The 14,826-nt window shown below is 62.9% G+C and carries 15 protein-coding genes; 7 read left to right on the plus strand and 8 right to left on the minus strand.

Going from position 1 to position 14,826, the window contains the following annotated elements:
• Positions 1-68 precede the first annotated feature (68 nt).
• Both ACI2KG_RS21535 and cbpA read right to left on the minus strand, forming a co-directional pair.
• The gene (locus ACI2KG_RS21535; protein ID WP_404663218.1) at positions 69-374 is read right to left on the minus strand and encodes a chaperone modulator CbpM; all 306 of its coding nucleotides are present in this window, start codon (positions 372-374) and stop codon (positions 69-71) included.
• A gap of 2 nt (positions 375-376) precedes the next feature.
• On the minus strand, positions 377-1,333 hold the full coding sequence (gene cbpA, locus ACI2KG_RS21540; protein ID WP_404663219.1) for a curved DNA-binding protein: 957 nt from the start codon (positions 1,331-1,333) through the stop codon (positions 377-379).
• A gap of 176 nt (positions 1,334-1,509) precedes the next feature.
• Here cbpA and ACI2KG_RS21545 point away from each other — a divergent pair, with 176 nt between their 5' ends.
• The gene (locus ACI2KG_RS21545; protein WP_400612043.1) at positions 1,510-2,781 is read left to right on the plus strand and encodes an Hsp70 family protein; all 1,272 of its coding nucleotides are present in this window, start codon (positions 1,510-1,512) and stop codon (positions 2,779-2,781) included.
• 138 nt (positions 2,782-2,919) lie between these two features.
• Here ACI2KG_RS21545 and ACI2KG_RS21550 read toward each other — a convergent pair whose 3' ends face one another.
• The 3 genes from ACI2KG_RS21550 to ACI2KG_RS21560 form a co-directional block, all read right to left on the minus strand.
• A complete protein-coding gene (locus ACI2KG_RS21550) occupies positions 2,920-3,927 on the minus strand; it encodes an AI-2E family transporter (protein WP_404663220.1) in 1,008 nt (335 codons plus the stop codon).
• Between the two features lie 70 nt (positions 3,928-3,997).
• Positions 3,998-4,285 carry a PsiF family protein gene (locus ACI2KG_RS21555; protein ID WP_404663221.1) on the minus strand — a complete coding sequence of 96 codons (288 nt, stop codon included), beginning with the start codon at positions 4,283-4,285 and terminating at the stop codon, positions 3,998-4,000.
• A 62-nt stretch (positions 4,286-4,347) separates the two neighbouring features.
• Entirely contained in the window at positions 4,348-5,136 is a 789-nt protein-coding gene (locus ACI2KG_RS21560; RefSeq protein ID WP_404663222.1) for an AraC family transcriptional regulator, read from the minus strand.
• A gap of 236 nt (positions 5,137-5,372) precedes the next feature.
• Here ACI2KG_RS21560 and ACI2KG_RS21565 point away from each other — a divergent pair, with 236 nt between their 5' ends.
• Positions 5,373-6,245 (plus strand): DMT family transporter, encoded by an 873-nt coding sequence (locus ACI2KG_RS21565; protein WP_404663223.1) that lies wholly within the window; start codon positions 5,373-5,375, stop codon positions 6,243-6,245.
• Here the strand turns inward: ACI2KG_RS21565 and ACI2KG_RS21570 are convergent.
• Positions 6,242-7,132, minus strand: a complete 891-nt coding sequence (locus tag ACI2KG_RS21570) for an alpha/beta fold hydrolase (protein WP_404663224.1) — start codon at positions 7,130-7,132, stop codon at positions 6,242-6,244. The genes ACI2KG_RS21565 and ACI2KG_RS21570 overlap by 4 nt on opposite strands.
• 137 nt (positions 7,133-7,269) lie before the next feature.
• On the opposite strand from ACI2KG_RS21570, the gene osmE reads away from it, so the two are divergent.
• On the plus strand, positions 7,270-7,611 hold the full coding sequence (gene osmE, locus ACI2KG_RS21575; RefSeq protein ID WP_400612055.1) for an osmotically-inducible lipoprotein OsmE: 342 nt from the start codon (positions 7,270-7,272) through the stop codon (positions 7,609-7,611).
• Positions 7,612-7,658: 47 nt separating this feature from the next.
• Positions 7,659-8,189, plus strand: a complete 531-nt coding sequence (locus ACI2KG_RS21580) for a bacterioferritin (RefSeq protein ID WP_400612057.1) — start codon at positions 7,659-7,661, stop codon at positions 8,187-8,189.
• Positions 8,190-8,317: 128 nt separating this feature from the next.
• On the opposite strand, the gene ACI2KG_RS21585 is transcribed toward ACI2KG_RS21580, so the two are convergent.
• Positions 8,318-10,384, minus strand: coding sequence for an AsmA family protein (locus ACI2KG_RS21585; RefSeq protein ID WP_404663225.1), 2,067 nt, complete (start codon positions 10,382-10,384; stop codon positions 8,318-8,320).
• 340 nt (positions 10,385-10,724) lie between these two features.
• On the opposite strand from ACI2KG_RS21585, the gene ACI2KG_RS21590 reads away from it, so the two are divergent.
• The 3 genes from ACI2KG_RS21590 (at position 10,725) to ACI2KG_RS21600 (ending at position 13,204) form a co-directional block, all read left to right on the plus strand.
• Positions 10,725-11,177 carry a phage infection protein gene (locus tag ACI2KG_RS21590; protein WP_404663226.1) on the plus strand — a complete coding sequence of 151 codons (453 nt, stop codon included), beginning with the start codon at positions 10,725-10,727 and terminating at the stop codon, positions 11,175-11,177.
• 121 nt (positions 11,178-11,298) lie between these two features.
• Positions 11,299-11,931 (plus strand): TetR family transcriptional regulator, encoded by a 633-nt coding sequence (locus ACI2KG_RS21595; RefSeq protein ID WP_404663227.1) that lies wholly within the window; start codon positions 11,299-11,301, stop codon positions 11,929-11,931.
• Positions 11,932-12,106: 175 nt separating this feature from the next.
• Positions 12,107-13,204 (plus strand): AGE family epimerase/isomerase, encoded by a 1,098-nt coding sequence (locus tag ACI2KG_RS21600; RefSeq protein WP_404663228.1) that lies wholly within the window; start codon positions 12,107-12,109, stop codon positions 13,202-13,204.
• A 99-nt stretch (positions 13,205-13,303) separates the two neighbouring features.
• Here the strand turns inward: ACI2KG_RS21600 and ACI2KG_RS21605 are convergent, their stop codons facing one another.
• The gene (locus ACI2KG_RS21605) at positions 13,304-14,071 is read right to left on the minus strand and encodes an SDR family oxidoreductase (RefSeq protein WP_404663229.1); all 768 of its coding nucleotides are present in this window, start codon (positions 14,069-14,071) and stop codon (positions 13,304-13,306) included.
• Positions 14,072-14,826 lie beyond the last annotated feature (755 nt).

A 14,826-nucleotide genomic window follows, 5' to 3' on the forward strand; every position in this document is an offset into this window, starting at 1 on the left:
AAACTGCCGGGGCTGCTTTGCAGCCCATCGCGACACAAGGCCGCTCCTACAGGGGCCAGTGTGCTGGCTTACATCTGAGTGAATCTGCCCAACCGCTGCTTCAACATGCTGTTCTCACTGCGCAACTGCTGCACTTCCTGCAGCAACTCCAGCGCCAGCGCCACCCCTTCCCATTCCAGCTCCAATTCCTGATGCAGCTTCACCGCGCGTTTGGCCAATAACGGCGCCTGATCGTCAAACAGCCAGTCCTCCGGCGTTCGTCCGGAAGGTTCGACAATGCCGTGCTCGACGATTTCGATCACGCAGTCCGCCGTGACATCGGCTTCCTGACACAAGGTACGCATGTCCAGTTGAACGATCAGGGTGCTGCTCATGATCACTTACTCCATTGTGTCCTCGGGTCGAACGCAGCCTTCTCGGAAAGCTTTGTCCACAGTTCTCGGGCAGACTCGTCGGATGCCGGTGGCATGACCACTTTCAATTGCGCGTACAGGTTGCCGCGCTCGCCGTTCTTGTTGGCCAGGCCCATGCCCGGCACCCGCAGGCGCTGGCCGCTCTGGCTGTCGGGGCGGATGGTCAGGTTGATCTTGCCGGTCAGGGTCGGCACCGCCACCTTGGTGCCCAGCGCAGCCTCCCACGGTGCCAGTGGCACGGTGATGATCAGGTCATGACCTTCGACATCGAACAGCGGGTGCGGTGCCATGCGGATCGTCAGGAAAAGGTCGCCATTGGCCCCACCGCCACTGCCCGGCGCGCCCTGGCCCTTCAGGCGGATGCGCTCGCCATCGGTCACCCCGGCCGGAATCTTCACGTTCAGGGTCTTGGTGGTGAAGCCGGTGCGCTGGCCCATGGCATTGGTTTGCGGCACCTGGAAGCTGATCTGCTTGGACTCCTTGCTCAGGGTCTCTTCAAGGAATACTGCCAGTTCAAGCTCCACGTCCTGCCCCCGCCTGCCGGCACTGCGTTGCTGCTGCCGGGCGCCACCGAAGGGGTTGCCGCCACGGTTGCCAAAGATCGAGCTGAAGAAGTCGGAAAAATCGCCGCCCTCGAAACCGCCACCCGCACCGCCACGGCTTTCCCAGCCCGGTGGCGCCTGGAATGGCCGGCCATGCTGGCCGCCATACTTGCGAATCTCGTCGAATTCGGCACGTTTCTGCGCGTCGCCCAGCACCTCGTAGGCCTCGTTGGCCTCTTTGAATTTGTCCTCGGCGTCGCGCTCCTTGCTGACATCGGGGTGATACTTGCGCGCCAGTTTGCGGTACGCGGCCTTGATCGCCTTATCGTCCGCCGTGGGCTCTACGCCAAGTATCTTGTAATAGTCTTTGAAGTCCATCTGTGGATCACCAATGTGAATGTGCGTGTTGCAACTGAAGATGCAACTAAAGATAGGGGTCAAGCATAGCCTTTCAAGAGGGCCTTGGCTTTGCTCCATCGCAGACGACCGGTCTTGATTCTGTAGCCAACTGGCATACACTGCGCGGCCGTTTTGCCTCCGGAAGCTTTTTCCCCATGTCTGACGTATCCCCGGCCCGCGCCCTGGGCATCGACTTTGGCACCTCCAACTCCACGGTCGGCTGGCACCGCCCTGGCACGGAGTCGCTGATTGCCCTGGAAGACGGCAAGATCACCTTGCCTTCGGTGGTGTTCTTCAATATCGAAGAGCGGCGCCCGGTATATGGCCGCCTGGCCCTGCACGAGTACCTGGAAGGCTACGAAGGCCGCCTGATGCGCTCGCTGAAAAGCCTGCTGGGCTCCAAGCTGATCAAGCACGACACCAGCGTGCTGGGCAGCGCCCTGCCGTTCAAGGACTTGCTGGGCATGTTCATCGGCGAGCTGAAGAAACGCGCCGAGGCCGCCGCGGGTCGTGAATTCGACCAGGTGGTGCTGGGCCGCCCGGTGTTCTTTGTCGACGAAGACGCGGCCGCCGACCAGGAGGCCGAAGACACCCTGGCCGACGTGGCGCGCAAGATAGGCTTCAAGGACGTGTCGTTCCAGTACGAGCCGATTGCCGCTGCATTCGACTATGAGTCGGGCATCAGCCGCGAGGAGCTGGTACTGATCGTCGACATCGGCGGTGGTACCTCGGACTTCACCCTGATCCGCCTGTCGCCCGAGCGCCACCTGGTCGCCGAGCGCCAGAGCGACATCCTCGCCACTGGTGGCGTGCACATCGGCGGGACCGACTTCGACAAGCAGTTGAGCCTGCAGGGCGTGATGCCGTTGTTCGGCTATGGCAGCCGCATGAAGAGCGGCGCGCTGATGCCGACCAGCTACCACCTCAACCTGGCCACCTGGCACACCATCAACGCCCTGTACTCGCAGAAGTCGCAACTGGCGCTGGGCAGCATGCGCTACGACATCGAGGACAGCTTCGGTATCGACCGCCTGTTCAAACTGATCGAACAGCGCGCCGGGCACTGGTTGGCGATGGAAGTGGAAGCCAGCAAGATCGAGCTGACCGAGCAAGAGAGCCGCCGTATCGACCTGCGCCGGGTCGAGCCGGAGCTGACGGCAGAACTGACCCGAGTGCTGTTCGAAGAAGCGATCGAAGGGCTGCTGGAGCGTGTGCGCGGTAGCGTGACCGAGCTGCTGGCCAAGGCCGGGGTGAGCGAAAGCCAGGTCGACACGGTGTTCTTCACCGGCGGTTCCAGCGGGATTCCGGCGCTGCGCAACAGCGTGTCGGCGATGCTGCCGAATGCGCGGCATGTGGAAGGCAATATCTTTGGCAGCATTGGTAGCGGGCTGGCCATTGAGGCGCGCAAGCGGTACGGCGTAGCCTGATCCATTTTGGGGCTGCTTTGCAGCCCATCGCGACACAAGGCCGCTCCTACAGGGGACCGCGCAATCATTGGGTTTACGCGGTCGTCTGTAGGAGCGGCCTTGTGTCGCGATGGGCCGCAAAGCGGCCCCAGCAATCTGTCAGACCAGCTCCGCCCGCCTAAGCTCACTCTTCAGGTAGGCATAGTACACCGGCCCCGCCACCACCCCAGGCAGCCCGAACGCCGCCTCGAACACCAGCATCGCCAGCAACAGCTCCCACGCCTTGGCACTGATCTGCCCGCCCACGATCTTCGCGTTGAGGAAATACTCGACCTTGTGGATGACGATCAGGTAACCCAGCGCCGCCGCCGCCACCCAGATCGACAGCGACAAACCGACGATGGTGATCAGCGTATTGGACATCAGGTTGCCGATCACCGGCAGCAGGCCCAACAGGAAGGTCAGCACGATCAGGGTCTTGGTCAGCGGCAGGTGCACGTCGAACAGCGGCAACACCACGGCCAGGAAGATGCCGGTGAAGGCGGTGTTGAGCAGCGAAATCTTGATCTGCGCAAAGACGATGTTGCGAAACGCCTTCACCAACAGGTTCAGCCGTTCGAACAGCGCCGCTGCCAGGGGTTTGCGCCGGGAAATGTCGGGGATGCGCTGCAGGGCGATGATGGCGCCGAGGATCATGCCGATCAACAGCGTCACGAACATGTGCGCCATGCCCTTGCCCACCAGTTGCAGGTCGCTGAGGTGGCTCTTGATCCAATCACCGATGGCGACCTTGAACTCGGCAGCACTGGCCGGCAGATAGCCTTCGATAAACGGCGGCAGCTGGCCACGGGCGCGCTCCACCAGGGCCATGAACTTGTCCAGCGAGGCCCCGGGGTTTTCTGCCTCGTGCAGCAGGAAGCTGAAGGCGCCGGCAATCAGCAGGGCCAAGGTGGTCACCACCAGCGTGCCCAGCAGCGCCACGGCCAGCCAGCGGGCACGCTGACCGGCAATCAGCGGTTGCAAGCGCGGGGTCAGCATGTTGACCAGTTCGAACACCAGCAGGCCGGCGAGCAGGCTGGGCAGCAACTTCAGGGGCAAAGCCAGCAGCAGCCCGGCCATGACGATGATCAGACTGGCCAGGGTGATTTGGCGGGGGGTGAAAGTCATACAGCCTCGACGGCAGACAGCAGGAATGCCCGCAGTCTGCCAGCCTTGGGCCTGCAGGCATAGGCGCAGGTCATTTCTTCTTCAGGCAGTCGCTCATGTACGCCTTGCGCTCGTCACCCTTCAGGGCTTTGCTGGTGGCATCGGCGTTGCAGGTTTTCATCTTCTCTTGCTGGGTTTGTGGCACCTCTTTCTTCAGGCAGGTGCTCATGAAGGCTTTGCGCTCATCGCCCTTGAGGGCCTTGGTGGTGGCGTCGGCATTACAGGTTTTCATTTTTTCCTGCTGCGCGGTGTTGGCGGCGAAACCTTGGGCGCTGAACAGCACCGCCAGCGCCAGTAAGGGGATTTGCAGCACTTTCATGGAGTGGTCTCCTTGTCGCCGCGCCCGATGCACGGGATCGAGCTGAGTGTAGCCAAGAATTCTCAACGCCCTGCCCGCGCCTGCCGGCGGTACTGCTCGGGTGTGCACTGGGCCTGGCGCTGGAACATGGCGATGAACGCCGACGCGCTGCTGTAGCCGAGGTCGAAGGCAATGGCCTGGATCGGCAGGCCCGCTTCCAGCGCTTCGATGGCACGCAGAAAACGCAGGCGCAGGCGCCATTCGCCAAAGCTGATGCCCAGCTCGCGCAGGAACTGGCGGGCCAGGGTGCGTTCGCTGACGTGCACGCGGGCGGCCCACTCGGCCAGCGGGCGGTTGTCGCCAGGTTCGGCACTGAGCGCGTCGAGCACCTGGCGCAGGCCTTCGCTGTGGGCGAACGGCAGGTAGCAGGCCTGGGTGGGCGCCAGCAGCAGCTGGTCGAGCAACACCTGCACCAGGCGCTGGTCGCGCTCGCTTTCGCCCACCTTCAGGTCACGCCGGGCAAAGTCGGCGAGGATGGCCTTGAGGATGTCGCTGATCATCAAGCTGCACGGTTGCTGAGGCAGCGCGGCGCAGAGGCTGCGGTCGAGGTAGATCGAGCGGTAGACGATGGCCTGCGGGTTGTAGCAGCCATGCGCGGTGTCGGGCGGCACCCACACCGCGTAGTGCGGCGGTGACAGGAAGCGCTGGCCGGCGGCCTCCAGGTGCATCACGCCGTGGGCGGTATAGTTGAGCTGGCCCCAGGCATGCTGGTGCAGGTCGCTGTGGGTGTCGGCGCGGAACTCGTCGTGGCGGAAGTACACCGGGGCCGGCAGTTGGCTGAATTGGGGGATGTCGAGGTATTTGCGCTGCATGCTGACTGTTTGGCGGGGTGGGTTGTCTGGATAAGAGTATAGGCTTGTGGACGGACAGTTGATAATGGCTGCAATCGGGGCCTGCTGCGCAGGCCATCGCGACACAAGGCCGCTCCTACAGGGGATCGCGAAATTTGCTCGATACGCAATCGCCTTGTAGGAGCGGCCTTGTGTCGCGATCGGGGCGCAAAGCGCCCCCAGGAACACATCGCAATACCTGAGAGAATCACAGCATCATGAACTACCTGTTCCCCCTCACCGCCATCCTCATCTGGGCCGGCAACACCGTGGTCACCAAGATGTCCGCCGGTGCCATCCACCCCGCCGAGATCGGCTTCTACCGCTGGCTGCTGGCCGGGCTGCTGTTCACCCCGTTCCTGCTGCCCGCCGTGTGGCGCAACCGTGCCGCCATCCGCCCGCACCTGGCCAAGGTGTTCGTGCTCGGCGTGCTGGGCATGGCGCTGTATCAAAGCCTGGCCTACTTCGCCGCCAGCATCACCAGTGCCACCAACATGGGCATCATCCTTTCGCTGATGCCGCTGATGTCACTGGCGCTGTCCATCGCCTGGTTGGGCCAGCGCCTGAGCTACGGTGCCCTGCTGGGCGCAGTGGTGTCGTTTTTCGGCGTGCTGGAAGTGGTCAGTGCCGGCCACCCCGCCAGCCTGCTGCAGCAAGGCCTGAACAGCGGTGACCTGCTGATGCTGGTGGCTACCCTGGCCTACGCGCTGTACAGCTTCCTGCTGAAGAAATGGCAGCTGCGCTTGCCGCCGATGCAGCTGCTGTACCTGCAGGTGCTGGTGGCCATCATCGTCTTGCTGCCGCTGTTTCTGCTTTCGGACAAGACCGGCCTGAACAGCCACAACATCGGCCTGGTGCTGTATGCCTGCGTGCTGGCCTCGATGATCGCACCGCTGGTATGGATGCAGGCCGTGCACCGCCTGGGCCCAAGCCGTACCACGCTGTTTTTCAACCTGCTGCCGCTGGTCACCGCGCTGATCGCCGCCGTGGTGCTCGACGAGCAACTGGCCAGCTACCACCTGGTCGGCGGCCTGCTGACCCTGGCCGGTGTAGTACTGGCCGAGCGCTGGACCACGCCGATCCGCCGCTAGAGCCCGGCTGCCTTTAGCCGCGCGGCATGTTCGGTGAACAGCCGCACCGGCTCGGCGCCTTTGCCAACGGCGCCCAGTGACTGGTTGACGATATCCAGATGATCGAGCGGGTAATCGTCGCCGATCACCTGCCCCAAGTGCGAACTGAAACGCCCGACCATGCCGTCGCAATGGTCCTTTTCCCTGACGAAACTGCGCGCGAACAGGCGGCAGAAGCGGTTGCTGCCGTCAAAGCGGTTGCGCCCCTGGTCGGTCAGGCCGGGCTGCAAGGTGCCGGACCACGAGTAGTAGCGCACGCCATTGACCTCATAGGCCCCTTCCCCGCCCCAGGTGTCTGGCAAGCCCTGTGGATAAGCTTGGTTGAACAGCGCCACGCCGGCACTGGTCAGCGACTGGTGCGAGGCATGCACATCCACCGGTAGCGGGTCACGCCGCCAGCCGGTTTCCAGCCACACCAGCAGCACTGCAAAGCCATGCAGCACGGCCTTGAGGATGCGCCCCTGGGGCGAATCGCCCGGTGCCGTGCGTTCCAGGTGGTCGGCCAGTTCCGAACCCTGGTTGGGCCCTGCCACCGAAGTGACCGACGCCACCCGCCCGGGCCGCTTGGCTGCGGCATAGCGCGCGCTCAGGGCACCTTGGCTGTGGCCGATGAGGTTGACCTTTGCTGCGCCGGTGCGCTGGCAGATGTCTTCGATGATTACCAATAACTGCTCGCCGCGCACCTCGCTGGAATGCAGCGGCGACACCTGCACCGGGAACACCTGCGCGCCGCCCTTGCGCAAGGCCGGAACAATGCCGAACCAGTAGGGGTAGAGCACTGCCCGGACAAAGCCGAGCATGCCGGGTACCAGCACCAACGGGTATCGCGTCGCAAGGTCCTGGCTCATCTGCGCTGCTCCTTAGCCGTATGCCTGCACAGACACTAGCGTGCAGACCCCATGCGGGCCAATGGCTATCGCAATCGAACTCCTGACGCGTCGTGCGGTTCCAATCGGGAACATAACCCTGTGCAAGGAGCGGGACCATGTACAAGCAGACCCTGGCAATCCTTCTGGCAAGCGCGACCCTGGCCGCCTGCGGCAGCCGCCCGGAAAACCCGGTCGACTACGTTACCTACCGCGACGAGCCGCTGGTCAAGCAGGTGGAGAACGGCATGACCATGCAGAAGGTCATTGCCATTGGCGGCAGCCCGTCCAATGTGATCGACCTGCCCCACGGTGGCACCTGCAACGATTACATCCTCAACCGCGATGGCAAGCAGCAGCCTTATTACGTGCGTTTCGACGCAACCGGGCATGTTGACGCCAAGGGCTTCAAAACCTGCAAACAACGCGAAGAAGACAGCAAAGCCGTACCCGGCGCGTAAGTCTTCCGCTTTACACCATGACCACCCTGATGCTTTCGGAGATGAACATGAACGCAACTGAACTGACCGACGTCCAGACCCTGCGCCAACGTGCCCGCCAGCACGTGGAAAACGGTGCAGTGACCGAGGGCTACCACGCCGACCGTGAGCGCATCATCAGCCTGCTGAACGAAGCCTTGGCCACCGAACTGGTGTGCACGCTGCGCTACAAGCGCCATTACTTCATGGCCTCGGGGGTCAAGGCCAGCGTGGCGGCCGAGGAGTTTCTCGAACACGCCAACCAGGAAGCCGAGCACGCCGACAAGCTGGCCGAGCGCATCGTGCAACTGGGCGGCGAGCCGGACTTCAACCCGGACAACCTGAGCAAGAACTCGCATGCGCAGTACGTGGCGGGTGCAACACTGAAGGAAATGGTACTGGAGGATCTGGTGGCCGAGCGCATTGCCATCGACAGCTACCGCGAAATCATTCAGTACATTGGCGATAAAGACCCGACTACCCGGCGCATCTTCGAAGACATCCTGGCGCAGGAAGAAGAACACGCGGACGACATGTCCGACCTGTTGCAAGGGCTGTAAACGCAGGGGGCTGCTTTGCAGCCCATCGCAGGCAAGCCAGCTCCCACAGGTATTGCGCAAGCTTCAGGGCATGTGCGGACCTGTGGAAGCTGGCTTGCCTGCGATGGGCCGCAACGCGGCCCCCTTTCTCATTTTTTGCCTTTCACCGCTGCCGGCGCCTTGCCCGCCTTCATCTGCTGCAACAACGGCGTGCACTGGTTGGGGTCATCCCCGCTGCTCGGTGCAATCAGCGCCAGTAACCCCGCCGCCGGCCCGGCGACCACCCCCAGCGCCACCATCCCAGCCCCACGCAGCGCCAGCGGCACCGCCTGTACACCCGCACTCGGCTTGGCAAACGGCCCGCGCACATACAGCGGCGAACGCAGCGAGAACAGCCGCAGCCCTTTCGATTGCGGGGTGATCTTCAGGTCCAGCTGCTCGCTGGCAAAATTGGCCGTGCCGTTGATGTAGATGATCGCGTTCTCGGTATCGAAGATGAACAGCCGGGTAGTCGCCAGGCCATCCTTGATCCCCACATCGGCTGCCGCGCAGTTGATCTTCACGTCCTCATCGCCGAACAGCTTGCCGACCACATAGTTGCCCACGTTCAACCCGGCAATTTCCATCAGGCTGCGACTGATGGCGCCATCGTTGACCAACATGCGCAAGTCGCCATTTGCCGTACCCAACAAGGCCGCCACCGAATTGCCCCGGCCAGTGATGTCGGCATCGCCGTTCAGCTCACCAAAGCTGGTCTGCATTGGCGCAAAGGTGGGGAACAGTTGCTTGAGCTTGAAACCGCGCGCCGTCAACCGGGCGCGGCCTTGCAGCGGCACGCTTCGACCATCCAGGCGGATATTGGAGGCAAGGCTGCCACCCGCCACACCAAACCGCAGGGGGTCGAGCCGCAACAGGCCGTCTTCGAGGATCACGTGGGCCGACAGGTCGTTGAACGGCAGTTGCTCACTGTGCACGATGCGTTTGCCGGCAAAGGTGACGTCGGCGTCCATCGCGCGCCAGCGCTCGGTACGGAACTCTTCCACCGGCAGTACCTTGCCGGCCGGCTGCTTGCTGGCGCCGCCACGGGCTTTTTGCTCGGTATTGGAATCGGCACCGATCAGCGGCGCCAGGTCCTTGAACAGCAACTGGTTGGACACCAGGTTGCCGGACAGCTTGGGCCGTGGCTGGCTGGCGACGAAGGCCAGGTCGCCGTGGATATCACTGTCGCCGATCTTGCCGTTGAAGCCCTGGTAATTGAACGTCGCCCCTTGCGCCGCGTGCAGGTGGGCGCTGAGGCGGCCGTCGGTGGAATAGGCCGGGGTGTCGGGCAGGGTAACCCCGGTCAGTGGGTACAAGTTGCCCAGGCTGGCACCCGACAGGCGCAGGCGCAGGTCGAGGGCGCCGAGGTTGCGTGGGTCGGTCAGGGTACCGGCAAGCACCACGTGGGTATCGGCGATGCGCACGTCGGCCTGCAGCGGGAACGGCTGGGTGGCGTCCTGCAGGGCTAGCAGGCCGCCGATCTTGCCAGTGCCGGAAACCGGCTGGCCCTTGTAGCGGCCCTGGGCCTTGAAGCCAAAGGCGTAGTCCTGCGCACCGCCGGCTTTCTCGGCGCTGGCCTTGCCGACAATTTCGCTGAACGGGATTGGCTTGCCCAATGGGTCGACCTGCACCTTCATGCTGGTTTTCAGGGTTTGGTCGTCGAAGCTGACATTGCCTTGGTCAAAACCGATCGCACCAATGTCCAGCACCCACTTGGACGGCGCTGCGTTTTCATCCTTCGGCCCGAAGTCGAACGCCCAGTTGGCGCGTCCGTCGGCCAGGCGGGTCAGGCTGGCCGTGGGTTTGGTCAGGTTGATGCGCGGGATGCTGATCTGCTGGACCAATAATGGCAGCGGTGCCAGGCGAAACTCCACGCGCTCCAGGCCGACCATCTTCGGCTCCTTGAGCCAATCGGGGTTGCCCAGGGTCAGGTCTTCGGCAATGAAGTGTGGCCAAGGCACCCAGGCCCGCCAGCCGCCCTCTTCGGGCTCGGTGCGCCAGTGCACGGCGAGGTTGCCATTGATAGCGAATGGCCGGTGCAAGGCCTCGGAGACCTTCTCGTTTAGCAGCGGCTTGACCCGGTTCCAGTCGAAGGTGGCGATCACTACCACCAGTATTGCCAGAACTGTCAGCAGCGTGGCTAGGGTCCAGACGAGGATTCTGGCGGGGCGCGTCATTGCGTGTTTCTCCTTGCGATATGGCACAGAACAGGCGCCGCGATGGCACTTAGTATCTGGGACTGATGAAAACCCGTGGGGTTTTATCGATGGCGCCATGATAGCGAAGTTTTTCCTGGCCTTTTGCTCAGCAATTCGTCGCGCCGGGCCACCCGTGTTACTCGCGACCCACGCCTGCAAATTGCCATCACCGACCATGAAACCAGCTACCTAGAGCAGTTGCCAGCCTCTATCAATACGGTCGATTGTTACCATTACCCGTATGAACTTCTCTCTGGCGTTACCCGGCGTAGCATTGGCTTCGTACCCACTTTCCAGCCCCCGAGAGGAGCACCCGAACATGAAACGCCACCTGCTGACCCTGACCCTGTCCATTCTGGCTGCCAACGCTTTTGCCTTGCCAGCCGCCGAACAACACCTGACCGCCGAATCGCGCTCCAGCGCCATCGAGATCGCCCAGCCGCTGAAAACCGTTGCTGAAGGTGGTTCGGATCGCCTGATCGAAAAATCGGGTCGCGTGGCCGAAGGCGGTTCCGATCGCCTGATCGAACAATCCGGCCGTGTAGCCGAAGGTGGTTCCGATCGCCTGATCGAACAATCCGGCCGCGTGGCCGAAGGCGGTTCCGATCGCCTGATCGAACAATCCGGCCGTGTAGCCGAAGGTGGTTCCGATCGCCTGATCGAACAATCCGGCCGTGTAGCCGAAGGTGGCTCGGATCGCCTGATCGAGCAGTCTGGCCTTGTAGCCGAAGGTGGCTCGGATCGCCTGGTTGAACTCAGCCGTGTGAGCTGATCACCATGGTCGAAAAGAACAACCTTTGTCACAACGCATGCTCCCCTCCAGGCCCGGTCATTGACCGGGCTTTGTTTTTTTAACTAGAGTGCCCAGCCTTACCGTCACAGAAGCCCGCACCATGCTGCCGCGCGCCGAACAGAAGCTACAGACCCGCCAGGCCCTGCTCGATGCCGCCTGCCAGCTGATGGAGAGTGGCCGTGGTTTCGGCAGTATCAGCCTGCGTGAAGTGGCGAAGACGGCCGGCATCGTGCCTACAGGCTTCTACCGGCACTTTTCCGACATGGATGCCCTGGGCCTGGCCCTGGTGGCAGAAATCGACACCACCTTCCGCCAGACCATTCGCCTGGTGCGCCACAACGAATTCGAACTGGGCGGTATTACCGACGCCTCGGTGCGCATTTTCCTCGACGTAGTTGCCGCTCACCGCGCACAGTTCCTGTTCCTGGCCCGCGAACAGTACGGTGGCTCGCAGGCCGTGCGCCAGGCCATCGCCCGCCTGCGCCAGGACATCAGCGACGACCTGGCCACCGACCTGGCGCGCATGAAGCGCTGGCAGCACCTGGACAGCGCCGCGCTGGCGGTGATGGCCGACCTGGTGGTGAAGACTGTGTTCGCGACCCTGCCTGAGCTTATCGACAGCCCGGAGGTGGGTTATCCACAGGCGCTGACGGCGCAGGAAAAGATTACCCAGCAGCTGCGTTTCATCTTTGTCGGGGCGCGGCATTGGCAGGGGTTAGGCAACCCGGGTTGATGGGTGGCCTGTTCTGGCCCTATCGCCGGCAAGCCAGCTCCCACAGGATCACCACAGGTCCGAGCAATGTGGGACACCTGTGGGAGCTGGCTTGCCGGCGATAGGGCTCGCACAGGCTACCGAAAACCCCACTTCTGCTACCATGGCGCCCTGCCCGACAGCGACGAGCGCCGAAATGTCCGACCCCCGCCCCACCCTGCCCGAACTGGCCCGCTTCAACCAGCACTTTGCCGAGCGCATCGTGCCAATGTGGCAAGGCCCGGGCTGGAACGCCGACATGGCCCTGCCCTACGAAGCCCTCGACGCCCAGCACCAGCCCTTGCCGGTGCAGCGCTACCGGGCCATGGCCTGCGCCCGCCAGCTGTACCTGTTCAGCAGCCGTATTGAACAACCGGGCGCGGCCGAACGGGCGGCGGCCCTGTTCCGCTCGCTGCAAAAGCACTTCCACGACGCCGAACACGGTGGCTGGTTCTACAGCATCGATGCCCAAGGCAAGCCGCTGGACCGACGCAAGGACCTGTACACCCACGCATTCATCGTCTTTGCCTGTGCGCACTACTGGGGCAAGGTGCGCGAAAGCCTGGTGGCGTCCACCCTGAATGCCGCGCTGGATATCATCGAGCAGCAGTTCGCCCGTGACGATGGCCTGTACGAGGCCAGCCTGGGCGAAGACTGGGCGGACCTGGGCAGCGGCCCGCTGCAGAACCCGCAGATGCACCTGGCCGAAGCCTTCCTGCAGGTGCTGACCGTGCGCGACGACGAGCACGTTCAGCAATCGCTGCTGCAACTGTGCGAAGCATTGCAAACGCACTTCATCGAACCTGCCCACGGCCTGATGCTGGAGAAGCCGCGAGGGGCTGTGGATAACTGGTTCGAGCCAGGGCACCAGTTCGAGTGGTTCTACCTGCTGCACACCTCGCCGCTGCTGCGTGATACGCCGCTGCATGCGTCGATTGACCAGGCATTCGGCTTTGCCGAGCAGCATGGGGTGAAGGACGGGGCAGTGCTGGCGATGCTGGCGGTGGATGGTCAGGTGCTGGATGCCACGCAGCGGGTCTGGGCGCAGGCGGAGTACCTGCGGGCGCTGGTGTTGCGAGCTGGGGGCGAGGCGAAGTTACCGGCGCAGTTGCAGGTGCTGAACGCGCGCTTCTTGCGTGTCGCGGGCTGGTATGAATGCCGGGATGGGGAAGGCAATGTCAGCCGGCATGATATGCCTTCGACGACGCCCTACCATTTGGCGACTTGCCTGGAAGGGTTGCAGCGCCTGGGCTGACGCAATCGCTGGCAAGCCAGGCTCCCACAAGGACTGCATAGGGCTCGAAACCTGCGATTGACCTGTGGGAGCCTGGCTTGCCAGCGATTGGCCTTCGGATCAGCCCCTGGTTGAACGATCGATCGAAAGCCCCGCGAAGTCCTGGCGCACCGGCATCAGCTCCAGGCTGTTGATATTGATGTGCGCTGGCTGGTTGAGGATCCAGAAGATGGTCTCGGCAATGTCCTGCGGCTGGATCGGCTCGGCCCCGGCATAGGTGGCGTCGTACTTGGCCTGGTCACCGCTGTTGCGCACCAGCGAGAATTCGCTCTCGCACAGGCCCGGCTCGATGTTGCTCACCCGTACGCCGGTGCCGCGCAGGTCGCAGCGCAGGCTCAGCGAGAACTGGCCGACGAAGGCCTTGGTCCCGCCATACACGTTGCTGCCCGGGTACGGGTAGTTGCCCGCCACTGAACCGACGTTGAGGATCGACGCGCCGCGGCCATAGGCGATCAGGCGTGGCAGCAACAGGTGGGTGGTGTACATCAGGCCCTTGATGTTGGTGTCGACCATGGTGTCCCAGTCGTCCAGGCTGCAGTTCTGCGCCCCGTCCACACCCAGCGCCAGGCCGGCGTTGTTGACCAGGCCGCGCAGCTTGTCGAAACCGGCAGGCAAGCTCGCGATGGCCTGCTCCATGGCTTTGCGATCACGCACATCGACAGCCAGGCCGTGCACTTCGGTCTTGGCCGACAGTTCGGCGCACAGGGCATCCAGGCGCTCCTTGCGCCGGCCGGTGAGCACCAGCTTCCAGCCGGCTTCGGCAAAACGGCGGGCAGTGGCCTCGCCGAAACCGGAAGTGGCGCCAGTAATGAATACGGTGGACGTCATGCTCTGTTCCTCACGGTAGGTTGTCATGGCAGCGTTGCAGCATGCCCGCGCCAGGCGCTGGCAGCAAGCCGTGCAAGTCGCTGCTCATTTTTTGTTCATATGCGCCAAACCCCGGTGTCAGAGGGCTCGGAGCCAGCTATCCGCATGTTATCCACAAGGCTTTCCCCATGGATTGGGGGCAACTTGTCCACTGTGCGGAACCCTTTCAGCGATACGTGGTCGGTGGATATCTTATGGTGATGGCGCAAAGCTTTCAAACATGCCGCTTGCAGCGGTCTGTCCAAGGTTTTTACACAGAGTTATCCACAGGATTTACACTAGCCTGCGAGTGCATGCAGGGCACTGAAAAGCTTGGGAAAATCATCCACAAGGGGGATGTGATCAAAAAATGATCGCAAGCCTGCAGGGCTTGATACCAAAGGGCTTGAGGGAGATGCCACCATGTTTTCCACAGGCGGTTCCACATTATCCGTGGAAAAGATCTGGCCTGTGGAAACAAGGGCTTGGGATGGGATGGTGATGTGTATGGAGATAGGTGCGCGACAAGTTGTCCACATTTGAAATGGGTCTGCTTTGCAGCCCATCGACGCGGTTCGTCGCCACGACAAGCCAGCTCCCACAGGATGTGCACAGGGCCTGAGGCTGGCGCTATACCTGTGGGAGATCACCCAGCCCTTCCGGGCTGCGCTGTCTCGCAGAGAACAATGGCCATTGTGGGAGCGGGCTTGTCCCGCGAAGAAGGCAACCCTGTGTCT

The organism is Pseudomonas sp. NPDC089407 (genome assembly GCF_044900445.1).
GTDB lineage: Bacteria > Pseudomonadota > Gammaproteobacteria > Pseudomonadales > Pseudomonadaceae > Aquipseudomonas.

Excerpts from the sequence above, each read along its gene's own strand:
- ACI2KG_RS21535 (WP_404663218.1), bottom strand. The coding sequence starts at position 374 with ATGAGCAGCACCCTGATCGTTCAACTGGACATGCGTACCTTGTGTCAG.
- cbpA (WP_404663219.1), bottom strand. The coding sequence starts at position 1,333 with ATGGACTTCAAAGACTATTACAAGATACTTGGCGTAGAGCCCACGGCG.
- ACI2KG_RS21545 (WP_400612043.1), top strand. The coding sequence starts at position 1,510 with ATGTCTGACGTATCCCCGGCCCGCGCCCTGGGCATCGACTTTGGCACC.
- ACI2KG_RS21550 (WP_404663220.1), bottom strand. The coding sequence starts at position 3,927 with ATGACTTTCACCCCCCGCCAAATCACCCTGGCCAGTCTGATCATCGTC.
- ACI2KG_RS21555 (WP_404663221.1), bottom strand. The coding sequence starts at position 4,285 with ATGAAAGTGCTGCAAATCCCCTTACTGGCGCTGGCGGTGCTGTTCAGC.
- ACI2KG_RS21560 (WP_404663222.1), bottom strand. The coding sequence starts at position 5,136 with ATGCAGCGCAAATACCTCGACATCCCCCAATTCAGCCAACTGCCGGCC.
- ACI2KG_RS21565 (WP_404663223.1), top strand. The coding sequence starts at position 5,373 with ATGAACTACCTGTTCCCCCTCACCGCCATCCTCATCTGGGCCGGCAAC.
- ACI2KG_RS21570 (WP_404663224.1), bottom strand. The coding sequence starts at position 7,132 with ATGAGCCAGGACCTTGCGACGCGATACCCGTTGGTGCTGGTACCCGGC.
- osmE (WP_400612055.1), top strand. The coding sequence starts at position 7,270 with ATGTACAAGCAGACCCTGGCAATCCTTCTGGCAAGCGCGACCCTGGCC.
- ACI2KG_RS21580 (WP_400612057.1), top strand. The coding sequence starts at position 7,659 with ATGAACGCAACTGAACTGACCGACGTCCAGACCCTGCGCCAACGTGCC.
- ACI2KG_RS21585 (WP_404663225.1), bottom strand. The coding sequence starts at position 10,384 with ATGACGCGCCCCGCCAGAATCCTCGTCTGGACCCTAGCCACGCTGCTG.
- ACI2KG_RS21590 (WP_404663226.1), top strand. The coding sequence starts at position 10,725 with ATGAAACGCCACCTGCTGACCCTGACCCTGTCCATTCTGGCTGCCAAC.
- ACI2KG_RS21595 (WP_404663227.1), top strand. The coding sequence starts at position 11,299 with ATGCTGCCGCGCGCCGAACAGAAGCTACAGACCCGCCAGGCCCTGCTC.
- ACI2KG_RS21600 (WP_404663228.1), top strand. The coding sequence starts at position 12,107 with ATGTCCGACCCCCGCCCCACCCTGCCCGAACTGGCCCGCTTCAACCAG.
- ACI2KG_RS21605 (WP_404663229.1), bottom strand. The coding sequence starts at position 14,071 with ATGACGTCCACCGTATTCATTACTGGCGCCACTTCCGGTTTCGGCGAG.